The organism is Bifidobacterium amazonense, assembly GCF_018555435.2.
Taxonomy (GTDB): domain Bacteria; phylum Actinomycetota; class Actinomycetes; order Actinomycetales; family Bifidobacteriaceae; genus Bifidobacterium; species Bifidobacterium amazonense.
The window spans coordinates 1-13,839 of sequence record NZ_JAFEJT020000072.1 but is presented as its reverse complement, the minus strand read 5'-3'; the positions used below and the strand labels follow the sequence as shown (position 1 = coordinate 13,839).

Annotated in this window: 10 protein-coding genes and 1 pseudogene; 2 read left to right on the top strand and 9 right to left on the bottom strand. The window is 55.8% G+C overall.

Annotation, left to right across the window (positions count from 1 at the left end; translation table 11 throughout):
- The 3 genes and pseudogenes from JS533_RS12155 to JS533_RS12145 form a co-directional block, all read right to left on the bottom strand.
- Window positions 1-108: pseudogene (locus JS533_RS12155) on the bottom strand (dTDP-glucose 4,6-dehydratase); the annotation flags it as partial.
- A gap of 343 nt (window positions 109-451) precedes the next feature.
- Window positions 452-955 carry a TIR domain-containing protein gene (locus tag JS533_RS12150; protein ID WP_241514936.1) on the bottom strand — a complete coding sequence of 168 codons (504 nt, stop codon included), beginning with the start codon at window positions 953-955 and terminating at the stop codon, window positions 452-454.
- Window positions 956-961: 6 nt separating this feature from the next.
- The gene (locus JS533_RS12145; protein WP_241514934.1) at window positions 962-1,873 is read right to left on the bottom strand and encodes a macro domain-containing protein; all 912 of its coding nucleotides are present in this window, start codon (window positions 1,871-1,873) and stop codon (window positions 962-964) included.
- A 277-nt stretch (window positions 1,874-2,150) separates the two neighbouring features.
- On the opposite strand from JS533_RS12145, the gene JS533_RS12140 reads away from it, so the two are divergent.
- A complete protein-coding gene (locus tag JS533_RS12140; protein WP_241514932.1) occupies window positions 2,151-2,552 on the top strand; it encodes a hypothetical protein in 402 nt (133 codons plus the stop codon).
- Window positions 2,553-3,009: 457 nt separating this feature from the next.
- Here the strand turns inward: JS533_RS12140 and JS533_RS12135 are convergent, their stop codons facing one another.
- From JS533_RS12135 to JS533_RS12110, 6 genes are all read right to left on the bottom strand, one after another.
- Window positions 3,010-3,603 carry a toll/interleukin-1 receptor domain-containing protein gene (locus tag JS533_RS12135; protein ID WP_241514930.1) on the bottom strand — a complete coding sequence of 198 codons (594 nt, stop codon included), beginning with the start codon at window positions 3,601-3,603 and terminating at the stop codon, window positions 3,010-3,012.
- A gap of 98 nt (window positions 3,604-3,701) precedes the next feature.
- Window positions 3,702-4,388, bottom strand: coding sequence for a helix-turn-helix domain-containing protein (locus tag JS533_RS12130; RefSeq protein WP_241514928.1), 687 nt, complete (start codon window positions 4,386-4,388; stop codon window positions 3,702-3,704).
- Between the two features lie 101 nt (window positions 4,389-4,489).
- On the bottom strand, window positions 4,490-5,866 hold the full coding sequence (locus JS533_RS12125) for an ATP-binding protein (protein WP_241514926.1): 1,377 nt from the start codon (window positions 5,864-5,866) through the stop codon (window positions 4,490-4,492).
- Between the two features lie 390 nt (window positions 5,867-6,256).
- On the bottom strand, window positions 6,257-7,708 hold the full coding sequence (locus tag JS533_RS12120) for a hypothetical protein (RefSeq protein WP_241514925.1): 1,452 nt from the start codon (window positions 7,706-7,708) through the stop codon (window positions 6,257-6,259).
- The gene (locus JS533_RS13820; RefSeq protein ID WP_241514923.1) at window positions 7,701-9,578 is read right to left on the bottom strand and encodes a DUF4012 domain-containing protein; all 1,878 of its coding nucleotides are present in this window, start codon (window positions 9,576-9,578) and stop codon (window positions 7,701-7,703) included. Before JS533_RS13820 ends, JS533_RS12120 begins: the two co-directional genes overlap by 8 nt.
- Before the next feature lie 244 nt (window positions 9,579-9,822).
- Window positions 9,823-11,472, bottom strand: a complete 1,650-nt coding sequence (locus JS533_RS12110) for a sugar transferase (RefSeq protein ID WP_241514921.1) — start codon at window positions 11,470-11,472, stop codon at window positions 9,823-9,825.
- A gap of 354 nt (window positions 11,473-11,826) precedes the next feature.
- Here JS533_RS12110 and JS533_RS12105 point away from each other — a divergent pair, with 354 nt between their 5' ends.
- Window positions 11,827-13,560: an MDR family MFS transporter gene (locus tag JS533_RS12105; protein WP_241514920.1), complete on the top strand. Its 1,734-nt coding sequence runs from the start codon at window positions 11,827-11,829 to the stop codon at window positions 13,558-13,560.
- Window positions 13,561-13,839: the final 279 nt, after the last annotated feature.

Here is a 13,839-nt window from a genome sequence, read left to right as displayed (position 1 = left end):
ATGCACGTCCGGATGATTGTTATAGACATAATGCACGAAATTCGAACCGATGAAACCACAGCCACCGGTCACAATAATGTTACGAGGAACAAACACTTCATCAGCCATACCCATAGACTACCGCCAGATACCCCCTAAGGGAGTAGCCTCTTCACACCTCTGGCGTGGCTCATCGAGCGGATAAGATCTACCGCAGCAGTCCCTGCCGGTCGGGTCTCCTGATATCTTGCACCATAGGCATCGGCACCGCCATGATCTTTTCCTTCCTGCCCCTTTGACCGGCTGCAACCAGTTAAAACCATAGCCTGAGTATTTGATGGTGTCCCACTGGCATGCGCCAGTTTGCTTCTATAAAAGCAAGACAAGCTGACTCTTCCAGTTGTTTGGCTTGTATGAACGAGAAGAAGTACTTCGAACCGCGCGCTCTCAAAGAGGGAAATACCTGATGCGGTTAAGTGCCCAGTGCGCTATATACAGAATCATTGTAAATATAAGCTCCCGTCTCCCCCTCTTTACGATATTTGGCATCAGCATCCGGCCAGTTTTTAACGGCGTAGTTCAAAATAGCAGCCTTGAACGGAATGTGTACCGCAAGTTCTTCTTGTAGCTTGGTAGGGCACCTGTCGGCGTCCAAGTGTTCCTCCCCGTTCAGGTTCACAACAACAACGGGAAGCTCACGATTCAGAGCTTGGTCGATTTTCCATGGAATGAACTTGCGCAGTCTCTTGGTCTTCTCTCCAACAAGCAGAATGAACAACTTGCTGTTATCAAATCGCTTACGCAGCTGATTCTTAATGCTTTCTTCCTGATTGGTGTCGTAAGCGTAGTTCAAATCGTGAGCATCATAGAAATCGAAATCAATATTATCGTTCTCATTCCATGCTTTGAGTAGTTGATAATATCGCATGTCTTCATCGCCATCGAACGCAACATACGTCTTATTTCTGTATGCCATATGTCATCACCTTCCTTGAAACGAATCCAAATACTTTTGCATTTCTACACGGTCAATAGTCTGATAATCTTCTGACCTCAGCACGATTCGCAAATCGCTTGATATAGTCGTTCGTCTTGAGGCCAACACATATGAGATGACAATGAGCTTAATGGAATCTTCCAAAGACAGGACCGGCTTCATTCGCGATAGCCCCTGACCGATTGCCGTAATAGCTATCGGCTGGCAGTTCCCATTTGCTAAAACAGCTTCCCACAACGATGACAGTGCCTCCCAAAGATAATCGATGCTGCACGATGCCGTATTATGCTCATCAAAATCCGTATAAGCGACAAAGTAGGCACGATAATCATTAGGGTGCAAAACAGCTACTGTTCCAATCGGATACCGTGTTTTCTTACCCTTCTTGTTGATGTGCCCTATTGCTTTTATCCCCTTAAGCGCAGCATCAATATCCGCATCCAATCTTGCCACATCACCGTGATAGAGACTGTCAAGCGCCTGTCCTTGAATACTGCTCCGAGCGATGATCCAATGCTCAACATCCGTATCGAAGGTACTGCATGTACCGACGACGATGCTGCAATCCTGCTCAAATAAATCCCCCGCGACAATGTCTATTGTCGTACCGAATGAATACTGGGTTTTTAGAGGCTTTTCCCGCGTATGGATAAAGGCAAAGCTCAACGCCACAATAATAATTGCAATGGTTAATCCCCACCCCTTCCACGGAAGGTGGCCATCGCATATGTAGCTAATGAAATCGAGCAATAGGCAAAACACACCCAAGGCGCTGAATACAGCAGCGCCAAACTTCCTCCAATAACTACGGCGCGACCGGTAGGACTTGAATCGCTTAAATCGTTCTCCCAATACTTTCTTAATCCCTCTCAAATCAAAGTGGCGACACATCATCATGCAATACTCGCAGACATGCACTTATACGTAGCACTCCGACGCTCCGCTCGATCAGCATGAAACACCTTCTTCCGCAGCCATCATGTTCCTACTGAAAAATTTTGACACAAGTGTCAAAAAGATTCAATAGCAGACGCTTACTGGCATTGACAGAACACACCGCCGGTATATAAGCCACAGCGCATCTACGCAACTTCGCTGCCGATCCTTCTGAATACAGTCGCTAATCAGACCCCTTCCGAGGTAACATGAGGACTGCATTCAGGGCGGCTCACATGTGGAGCGGCCGTTCTCAAATCTGAAAAACAGCGCCGCTGCAACTAGCTACAAGCAAATTAGCGAAAAACCAATAGTTGCACTTGCTCCTCGACAATCAGGCGAGCTTGAAGAACATACGCTCAGTGCCAGGCAGTTGCTGAAACCCGTTCTTTGCGTAAAACATCGCGGCATGTTCGTCGACCAGGTCATCGACAAGTGCGCGAGCACCGATCTCATGACTGATATTCAACGAACGAACAACAGCATCATGAAGCAGTTTTCACCCCAGTCCCTCACTGTGATAACGCCGGTCAACTCCAAGCGTGACCAGAGAATCACCGGAATTCGTTTAGATGCATTTCTTTTCAATCAATCGTCACCGACCAAAGACCGTTCCACGGCACGGATGTTCAAAGAGTAGAAACTCCTACTCGAAACTCAGCAATATCCAGCAACAGCACTTCAGTACCACACTCAAGCAAATACCCGACGATATAAAATCTGTAGTTTAAATGAATTACATTACTCAATAATTATCAAGTATTCAAAATCGACTGATCCTGGTATATGCATCCGAGAATTGACTTCTCTCTGGATATCCTTCAGTTTGATTATACACAGATTCCCTTTGTCATTCATTAGTATAATTCGCTGTTTTTTGCATGCCGTTATTGTTCTGCCGGGCAATACATATGAAACGAGGTCCGTCGCTTCCGTAAGTTCTATCGGCAGTAATCCAATAGCATTTACATAATCAGCATAAACATAGACACTATCTACCCCGCATTCAGATACCGTTAAAGCAAACGAATAGTCACCATATCCCAAACGAAATGTACTTTTTGGAGCATTTGTATATTCAAAATGCACCAAATCGTTTAGATTGGGATTTGACCAATTTCCCTCATCTCGCAGAATATTGATTTTTCTACTCGTTCTAGTCTTTCGCGGATTACCGATGGTGAAACTGCATTAGTTTTATCTGCCGGGAAACCCGCTATCCATCGCCACAGATCTTCAATTTTCTTATCAGAAAAAACATCCTGATCATTAAAATCGAAGCTTTTTGGATTATGCGATACCAGCCATGAAGGGAACTGAAACCGAGGATTATCTATCACAATACACGCTAACCAATCAGCTGGATGCGACTCAAATACCCTTTGTACAATTTCATTTTCCTTCAATACGCCACTCTTCCACGTCAGCGCATTAGCTTTTTGAATGTAATTATAATCGAGAACCATAAGCACGTGGCGTGCGTTGAAGGCTGCATTCATGAATTTATCCAAATTTGATCCATAAGGCAGATTACGATCCAATCCAACACTGAAACCTATAAGATGCAAATGACTCGCCAGCAAATGCACCCATTCCGATCTCTCTGAAGACCATGCATATGGAATAAAGACATCATATGAAAAAAGTGTTATACGATTCTCTATAGATTCGAGCATCTGCCATATGAGCATGCCTCCTAAATATCAGTATATAACGAACATCAATTTCAATTTGAATTGACTCTACTACCTACCGGCGTATCCAGGAGCCGAAAGTGAACCCACGTCGATCAGAATCGTAAATTCTGATTCAATTCCCCTCCCCCGTTCCCAGACTCAGGAATATCACGCTGATGGTTGGCGGAAATATCCATTTGGGCAATATTGGACAAATCAAGATTTCTCAACGCTTGAATATATGAATCACCAAATAACGATCCTGCATTCTCCCACTGCTGCAACATTTGAGATACGGACTGCAGATCGATGGCGGGGAAAGACATCTCCGATATCTTCTTTAAATTCTCTTGCCAATTCGCGTCAGACATCAGGGTTTTCATTTCCGCTAACGGAAAAGACAGTGAATCACATCGTTCCGTCACCGGTGTTGAGGCGCTGTCGTCAACAGCATGAGAATCAATTCCGCTTCTTCTCTCGAAAACGTCATCGTCGGAAACGTCATCCCCAGCATGAAGCCTGTCAGCCTCAGCGTTCGGAACCGAATCATGCGCAGCAGTCATCATGTCATCCGGAACATCGTACGATACGCTGGGAGTAACTCCAAGTATCCGGCACAGCGTAAAGATCCTGTCGATGCTCGCGTTCCGCAGCTTTCCCTGTTCAAATTGACTAATCCAAGGCCGGCTCACGCCCGCCATCTCAGCCAGTTCAGCCTGCGTCATCCCCTTGACCACACGTGCGTCACGCAGACTGACTGCCAACTGTCGCACCGATCGAACATCACTCGCAGCCTTCATATCAGTCCTAACGTTAGATATGCCTAACATTCTAGTGAATGTTATTTAATCCCAACATACCAATATTGAACTGCAATGCACAACAACGATAAAGCAGGAGATCACGCCACACCGCCGTTCAACAGCCATTTCCATGCCGGCACGACGCCGATCGTGCCTTCCGGAACGGTAATTGTCTCTTCGCGATCCAGAGTGACGACGGTTCCCGTCTTGAGCGAGAAACGACGCATGGCGGCCTGCAACGCGCCCACTTCGCGTCTTCGAGTCTTGTCGTCATCCATATTCAGGCACACCTGTATCAGCTGATACGCGTCCAACATAAGCGCATCGCCCACAACGAAGTCGATCTCATGCCGATTCGATCCTTCTTGGAACAGTAGACGCGATATCGTGCCACTCCTCGCTATTCCTGTATCTCGACGCAGTTTCAGAAACACCGCCGTCTCCAATCGCTGGCCACGTTCCTGCGCTGCCGCCCTTGAAAAAGCCGAAAACATACCCTGATCAACCGCATACACCTTGGACACGGAACGACTGTTGTCGGCCAGAGCTCGCGAGAATTCGCGCACGGAGAACAGCAGATATGCTTCCTCGTAATAATCAAGCAACGAAGCAAGCGAGCCGCGGGAAACACGCAGACCACGGCTCGTAAGCAAATTCGCCGTCTTATTGATCGACAGCTCCCGCCCCGAAGCCGCTATTGCCTGCGAAAGAAACGCCGATGCCGCAACAGGATTGCGCACATCATACCGATCGATGACGTCGTTCGACAACGTACGGTTCGCATACTCCTGCAGAAGCGCCACCGAATCCGGAGCACTGAGATTCTGCACGGCAATGAAGCCGCCTCGTTCGAGATAATCATCAAGTCCATGCCTAAGATGAGCAACCTCATCGGAGGTGAACGCTCTGCACCCATTGTCGTCCGCCGGCACCAGACCGACATCTTTGCCATGGAAACGCATGTATTCCGAGAAGCTCATGGGAAACAGCTCACGAGGCAGCGCACGGCCTCGAAACTCGGTGGCCACTTCTCGGGACAGCATTTTTGAAGACGAGCCGGTCACATAGATCGTTGCGCTCAACGTATCCACGAGTCGACGCAAGAACATACCCCAATCCGGCACTTCCTGAATCTCGTCGAAGAACAGATATACGCCCTCGGCACGAGCATGCGGATACAGCTCGAAATACGAGTCAAGCACATCCTGCAGCAACCCGCTGCCGAACGGCTTCAACCGCTCATCTTCGAAGTTGAAGTACAGCAGTCGATCAGCAGATACACCCGAATCCAAAATTCTTCGCATCTCCTGGAACAGACGATACGTTTTGCCGCAACGCCGCACACCGACGATCGTCCGCACCAGATTGCCACGTTGCGGAGTCGGCACATCCCCCAGATCAAGATCCCGAGGGAATACATCAGGAACGCCAGCCTCCCTCCACTCGCGTATGATCCCCTTCACCAATTCGCTCATGGCACTCCCTCGTCTTCCATATCAACCGTCAGACATCACGTACTTGACTCGCAGGAAGTCAAGACTCTATGAAATCTTGCTTTCCGGTAAAACAAGATTACCATAAATCTTGACTTACCAGAAAGCAACATTATAAAATCGCGTTAAGATTAATGAACGCCAACATCGATGTTGGCTGGCACCACCACGGAACTGCAGCTTGGCAGTGTCCAACGGCAGCACCCACTGAAGCAAATACCAGGCAAATAAAGTTTTGGCGGAATTCCAACGATTTCTCAGTACGCGTGGTCAAAAGTGCGTGTACGAAGCAAATAAAATCAGGAAGCCAATGGCGGAGGCGACACCGGCGACAGATAACAAGTCCCGGAGCAGGTATGAAACAGCACGCTCCTACACGCCGTAATGCGACGAAAGACCGATAGACTCGCTCACATGTTCCCGGCACGACACCTGCCGCTTCCTTAAAGACACCGACCACAGCAGCAACGGCAGGGCGTAGAAGGCATAGCCTTCGAACTGGAGATACAGGTAAGCGACGAGCAGCAGCCAGCATACGGTAGCCCGGCTCCAGGCGCGGCAAACCGTTACGTAAACCACGACCGCGGTGACCAGGGCAATGAACGCCAACAGACCGAACTCCACGATGAAACTCGTATAGGCACTCATGGTGAACATGTTGCTTGGCGTGACCTGCGCATACCAATGGCTGGGACCTTTGGCGTCCAACCCCATGCGCTTGAGCACTCGAACGGCGGTGTCCGCGCCCTGATGCGTGGCATCGGCAAGATTGCCGGCACCATAGCCGAACAGCAATCGCAACGGGTGCTTCCACACGCCGGCAAACGGCCCCAACGATTGGAACAAACGACCATACAACGAGCCGTCCCCGCCAAAACCAGACTCGGCGATGGAATTCAGCCGGTTATTCAACAGCACGGCAACAATCCCAATCGCAGCCGTCCCCGTCAACTCACCGACAGCCGCCAAACGTTGCCTGCGCCGACGCCAATCCGTCAGTACGACGATCGCCACCACCAGCGCGACAATCGAATCCAGAATAATGCGCACGCCGGCACCCATGATGATCGAACCGACGGCGAACACCACCACCAACGCGCACAATCTGACGGCACGATTCCGGTCACGTTCGCGAATCAGCCATGCGACAGGCAACAAAACACCGTACAAATGCATGCCGATATAGCTCGGCTCGGCAAACAAAAACTGCGGACGACCGCCGCCCCAATGCGAATCGGCCGTCAGATACTGACGGTTCATCATATGCACGAAATAATCGCGGACCGGCGTCACTCCGAACTTGATCGACCACCACTGCACCACACCGACCAGGAACGCAATGCAATACGCAACGATCAGCACGTCAACCATCCGCCGCCAGGACAATCGCTTCACGTTCACCGCGATCTCCAGCGCAGCCAGGCAGGCAAGCGCGCCGACCACGGCCATCAGCGACGTCGCGGCAGGCAACGGATGAACACCGACCGCAAACCAATCACCCACCGACAACGCGACCAACAGCAGCGGAAACGCGAACCACCACCGGAACCGCAACACCACTCGGCCCAGCACGCGCCAATTCACCAGCGCATACGCCGTAAACATCCACGGGGAAATCGGAGTCCAAAACGGCATGTACAACCCCGCCACCGTGCCATCGACCGGCAGCATGGCAAGCGCCGCATACCACAGCAGATCCGAAACGTCCGCAAGCATGGGCGACCGATCCACGCGAACGCCGGCCCGGCTGAAATCCGCGTCGACAAGCGCATCCGCGGACAGTGCATTCGGCATCACAGTCGGCCGCATGCGCGAATCAGTCATTGTCGCTTTCGATCAGCGGCGTCTGGCGAAGCGCAAGCTCCGCATTCACACCAGGAGCGGTCTGCACATGCACGGTGATCTCATACGATTCTCCCGGCGACAGATTGAATGTCTTCAAACCGACCGTCAATCCATCGTGCACGGAAATGCCGTCGAACTGGCTGCCGTCGCTCATCGTCCAATCCACCAGACGGCCGTTCTTCGGTGCGTAGACGAACGCCTGCGTGCGAATCTGCCCGGCCTGCAAACCATCAATGTACGGTCCGACGATATACTTCGGCAGCGAGGAGATCTGATCCTGCGACAGCGTATTGGTCAGCCTGATATGCACCGTGTACTGGTTCGCCCCGTTCTCCGCGACCTTGTCGAATTCGGTGGTCACTTCGCGCTTGAGATACCAGTCCATCTTCGCCTGCGAGATATCGGTGAAATACACGCCGACCTGCGGATCGGACGCGGCCGTCACCAGCTTGCCGGCGATCGGGGTGTCCTCCAGCAGCTTCTGTTCCTCGGCATTCGCGTTCCACATGAGCAGATGGCCGCCGTTAATGGATGCGAGCATCTCCTTCATATACGCCTGCGCATCACCGGACTGCTGCATTACATGAGCGAACACGGCCGACGCCGCCTGGGCGAAATACGCATCCTGTTCCACGACGGGCTTGTCGATATACACCTGATTCAGCAGATATTGGGCGGCGTTGGTGCCGTCGAGCACCTTGCCGTCCTCCAACGTCGCGCCGCCGGTCACCTTCAGCATGTTCTGCAGGAAGATCGGGTCGATCGCGATCACGCCGTCAACCTGAGTCTTATAAGTGTTGGCCCACAACGCCTTCGCGATCTCGCCGGTACGGGGGAAGTCGGCGGTGAAGTTCACATCCTGCGGCACACGGGCCAGCTTGTCCGTGAACAGCGTCTTCTCCTCGGCGGTGATCGGCACCACCGGCTGATCGGGGGTCTGAACCGTCGTTTCCGCAACGAACTCGTGCATCGTGATCTTGCCGTTGGTCACCGACATCGTGCCCCACGAACCGGGCAGACCACCGGACGGTCGGATTTCCGAATTCGTCTGCGCGAGAATCAGGTACGTGCGGGTCTGGCCGTCCATCGCGAGCATCTTCGGGGCGAGCTGGGCGAACACGGACGCGTTGTGTACCGTGTCGTTGAGCTTGCCGAGATAATCATTGGCCTTATCGATCGCATCGGTCACCTGCTGGATGTGTGTAGTCGGCACCGCGGCGAGCGAATGGTTCGCGTTCGTGATCACCGTGTCGGCCTGTTTGAGACTCTCGGCGGCCTTGTCGACGCCGGGGATGCTGATCGTGCCGTTCGTGACGCTGATGCTGTTGAGGTTCATATTGGACAGCGCATCGCTCAGCGCGGGCAGGCCTTGCGAGGAGATGTTCTCGAGCGCGGTGACCGCCGTGCGCACGGCGGAGATGTCGTTGCCGTAATACGGCACGCGCGCGGCCACGGCCCACAGGACGGAGCTGGTCTCGCCGTACGCCTTGTCGACGTGCACGGAGAACTGGTCGATCGTCTTGTCGAGCGAGGACGTATCGCCGCCGCTCAGCGAATCCTGCAGACCGGTCGCGACCGACACGGCCTGCTGGATCTCGTTCTTCGTCTTCATCGCGGACACGCCGAACCACGCGGCGATGCCGGCGAGCGCGAGCAGCACGATCAACAGGCCGATCAGGATGCGCTTGATGCGGCGACGGCGCTTGATGCGGCGGATATGCTGCGGGCTCATGCGCCGGCGGTGGCGGCGCGGCTGTTGGACCGGTGACTCCACTCCCCCGTTGCCGCCTTCGGCCGAGCCGTTTCCGGCGTTCTCATCCGTCATGAACGTGAATTCGTCGTCGGCCACCGGTCGATCACCATTCCTTCCGCAGGAGGCATCCCCGTACGTCTCGCATATCACATCCCACGTCTTGCCGGAGTCCTCGCCGTCACACAAAACCGCGTTTCAGTGTAATAGAGGGGGGTGATCGATCATATGCATTGGATGCAGCGGATACAGCGTACCTGACGCATCCGCAGGCATGCCGACGTGAAGCGGCAGTCCCGTCACGGGGATGCCGCCCCTTGCCGGACAACGGCACCGGCAACGATCAGTAGGCGCCCTTGGGGTTGAGGACCACGCCGATGGTGCGGAAGATGTAGACGATGTCGCCGAGGATGGACCAGTTCTGCACGTAGGCGACGTCGAGCTGGCGGCTTTCCTCCTCGCTCAGGTCGGACCGGCCGGAGACCTGCCACGGGCCGGTGATGCCGGGGCGCACCAGCATGCGCAGGGCGTAGATGTCGTCGTACATCGCGTATTCCTCGGGCAGCGGCGGGCGCGGCCCCACGATCGACATGTCGCCCATGAACACGTTGAAGAACTGCGGCAGCTCGTCAAGCGAGAACTTGCGGGTGATGTGGCCGACCCGGGTGATGCGCGGATCGTTCTTCATCTTGAAGATGAACCGCTTCTCCTGGCCGCTCTCCTTGGCCAGCTTCTTCTTGAGCGCATCCGCGTTCACCACCATGGAACGGAACTTGAGCATCTCGAACGGCTTGCCGCGCAGTCCGATGCGCTTCTGCCGGTAGAAGATCGGCCCATGATCATCCAATTTGATCGCGATCGCCACGCCGATCATGAACGGCGACGTGAGCACGATCAGGATCGCCGACACGACGATGTCAAACAGTCGCTTGAAGATCCGCGTCGCGATGCCGTACTGCGGCAGGCTGATCGTCAGAATGTTCACTCCCTTGAGCGTACGCACCGACAGCTGGTGTCCGGCGATGTCCGCGGCGGACGTGAGCAGCGAGATCTCCAGGCCAAGCGACTCGAGGCCCAGCGAGAACGCGGCGAAATTGTCCGAATCACGGCGCAGCACGTCGGCGACCATCACGGTCTGCGCCTTCATGCGCACCGCGGTCTCCCCCAGCCGCGAATCGTACGCGAGCACCGGCAGATCGTCCACGTCCCATGCCTCGGACAGTCGCTCCAGATCCGCCTCGGACAGTCTCGCGGACGTGACCTTGCCATCCGCGGTCTCACGGATCGGGCAGATCGCGACCGGATTGTAGTTCAGCTGCGTGCGGTCGGCGAGGAACTTCAGCGTATGCGCGATGCCGTCCGGAGAGCCGACGACGATCGTCGAATACGTGTACGCGCCCTTCTTGCGGTCGCGGGTGATCACGGCGCGCGCGGCCATGCGTTCGAGTATCGTCAGCAGACAGGACAGCACGATCATCAACGTGACGGTCGGCAACGGCAGACTCACCGCGAAAATATAGTTGACCGCGCACAACGTGACCCAGCTCACGCACGCGGCCTTGATGATCATCGGCACCAGCTGGTAGCCGTCACCCATCACATGCCGGTGGTACACGCCGGCGTGGCGCAGGCACACCGCCCACACGCACGCGCCGACCAGCAGATACACGGTCACGCCGAACATCGGCGAGGCGATGAACGAGGCGCGCCCGACATGACGGAACAGCAGCAGGCCCGTGGTCGAGCCGATCAGGAACATCGCGCAGTCGCACAGCAGCAACGCCATGTTGAGGAAGAAACGCCACTGCTGCACACGCGACAGCTGATGCTCGCGATAATCGTTGAGAATACGCGACGACGCGGTGGCAGACGCGCCCGCATTCGAGGAGGCGCCGACACGCGGAGAATCCATGCGGGACGCGCCGGAATTGCCCATGACCCTACGCGGCGCAGTCGCCGGGGCCGGAGTGGTGGTTTCGGATTCGGACTTCATCCGCGTTCTCTTTACTCTGCTTCCCTCTGGGTTTTCCGCCGGGCGGCGCGACGTCCCACGCGGTTCCACGCGACGTTCCGAACGTATGGCCGGCCGGCACAACTCCACCATACTATAGACGGAAGGGGGTAAAAGGAAGTCGTTCGCGTCTCAAAATTGGACGGCGGCAGGCGAATCGTTTCAATGTTTCGTTTCAATGCCTCATTCAATGCCCACGGGTGGGCGTAGAGTACTGAGGTCATTTTAACGAGCGCGACAGATGCGGCGAACGCGGCGAGCGCAAACAGACGCGGGGAACACGCGGGCACAGGCGAGTCGAGGGCGAGCGAGACGAGCGAGGAAAGAAGGCGGTTCATGGCGAAACGCAACGGGAAACGCGACAATCGCGGCAATCGCGGGGCATCGGATCTCCGGAAGGCAGGCTGGAAGGCGAACGGCACGGCGGCGGGCAGCAAGGCCCTGTCCCGCGCGCTCAGCCACGAGGAGTCGTTCGTCGACGGGCATCTGACGCACGCGGCGTTCGCATCCATCGCGATCCTCACGTTCATCACGTTCGTCGGCAACTTCACGCAGCTCCAGCTGAGCGCGGCCCTGCCGACCATCGTCTCCGAATTCGGCATCTCCGTGACCACCGGCCAGTGGCTCACCTCCATCTTCCAGCTGGTCATGGGCGTGATGGTGCCGCTCACCGCGTTCCTGACGCGCCGCTTCTCCACCCGGCAGATCGTCATCACGTCGATGATCGTGTTCACGCTCGGCTCGGCGCTGGCATGGGTCGGCTCGTCGTTCCTGATGGTGCTGGCCGGTCGTCTGCTCGAGGCCGTGGGCACGGGCGTGATGTGGCCGGTGCTGCAGATCACCGTGTTCTCCATCTATCCGCTCTCGCGGCGCGGCGCGGCCATGGGCACGGTCGGCGTGGCGATGAGCGTCGCACCGGCCATCGGCCCCACGCTCGGCGGCATCCAGACCGACGCGAACGGCTGGCGGTCCATCTTCCTCACACTCACCGTCATCGGCGTCGTCTCGCTGCTGCTCGCCGTCTTCGGCCTGCGCAACTTCGGTACGAACGACCCCGACGCGCGCGCCGACTTCTTCTCCGTGGGGCTCTCGGTGATTGGCTTCGGCGGGCTCATGTTCGGGTTCACCAACATCGAATCGTATCCGTTCACGCATCCGATGGTGTGGCTGGCGATGCTGGTCGGACTGGTCGGCATCGTGTGGTTCGTGACGAGGCAGGTGCGCGGGGCGCGGCGGTATGCGGCGGACATGGCGGCGCTAACGGCTTCGGAGGACTCCCTGGCAGGCGCATCGGTCGCTGCGTCGACTACGGCATCCCCAACGCAGCCGACGCGGCAAGCGCAGCATCGCCCCCAGCCCCCACTGCTGGACCTCGGCGTATTGAAGAACCGCAGCTTCACGATCGGCACCATCTGCGCGGCGCTGAGCTTCTTCGCGTTCAGTTCGATCATGGTGATCATGCCGCTCTACATCCAGGACGACCGCGGCTACTCCGCCACCATCAGCGGCCTCGTCATGATGCCGGGCGCATTCGGCATGTGCATCTCGCAGTACTTCGGCGGCAAGCTGCTCGACCGCCTGGGCGCCCGCCCGGTGGCGCTGTCGGGCACGATCGTGCTGCTGTTCGGCACGATCATGATGAGCCTGATCGACCTGCACACGTGGATCTGGTGGGTGTCGATCTGGCAGTTCGTGCGGCAGATCGGCATGGGCTTCATCATCATGCCGATCACCACATGGTCGCTCAACTGCCTCGAACCGGACGAGGTGTCCGCCGGATCGGCCGTCACGAACACGGTGCGGCAGATCGCGGGCGCGATCGGCGCGCCGGTGCTGGTGATCCTCATGGAGACGCTCACCCGCCTGCATGGCGGCAATCACATCCTCGCCAGCATCTTCGGCACGCAGTGGACGCTGCGCATGAGCGCGTTCCTGGTGTTCGTGCAGATGGTCATCGTCCTCTTCGGCGTCAAGGGAGACGGGGCCGGTTCCTCGCACGAGGCCGCACAGAAGGCCGTGGCGCATCTGCGGGAGGCGCGTACCGTTCGGATCACCGCACATCAGCAGTAACTGGACCAACCGGACCGGCGGGAACGGCCTCCGCGGGTCCCATCCCACGGAAACAAGCCCAGGGAACAGCCAGTTTGACGATCGAGAGGCTAAATCAGCACTCCGTCGAGATCAGTTTGACGATCGAGAGGCTACCCGTACGCCATAGAAGCCAGACTCCCCCGCTCGTTTGAAGGATTATGCGTGTCTATTCGAAGGATTACGTGAGTGGCAGCGCGCAGCGAAACCTCTCAATCGTCAAACTGACCTTGACAGAAGCCAAAAATAGCCTCTCGATCG

What these genes read in the sequence shown, in the direction of transcription:
- JS533_RS12150 (WP_241514936.1), bottom strand. Translation starts at nt 955, where the DNA reads ATGGCATACAGAAATAAGACGTATGTTGCGTTCGATGGCGATGAAGAC.
- JS533_RS12145 (WP_241514934.1), bottom strand. Translation starts at nt 1,873, where the DNA reads ATGATGATGTGTCGCCACTTTGATTTGAGAGGGATTAAGAAAGTATTG.
- JS533_RS12135 (WP_241514930.1), bottom strand. Translation starts at nt 3,603, where the DNA reads ATGCTCATATGGCAGATGCTCGAATCTATAGAGAATCGTATAACACTT.
- JS533_RS12130 (WP_241514928.1), bottom strand. Translation starts at nt 4,388, where the DNA reads ATGAAGGCTGCGAGTGATGTTCGATCGGTGCGACAGTTGGCAGTCAGT.
- JS533_RS12125 (WP_241514926.1), bottom strand. Translation starts at nt 5,866, where the DNA reads ATGAGCGAATTGGTGAAGGGGATCATACGCGAGTGGAGGGAGGCTGGC.
- JS533_RS12120 (WP_241514925.1), bottom strand. Translation starts at nt 7,708, where the DNA reads ATGACTGATTCGCGCATGCGGCCGACTGTGATGCCGAATGCACTGTCC.
- JS533_RS12110 (WP_241514921.1), bottom strand. Translation starts at nt 11,472, where the DNA reads ATGAAGTCCGAATCCGAAACCACCACTCCGGCCCCGGCGACTGCGCCG.
- JS533_RS12105 (WP_241514920.1), top strand. Translation starts at nt 11,827, where the DNA reads ATGGCGAAACGCAACGGGAAACGCGACAATCGCGGCAATCGCGGGGCA.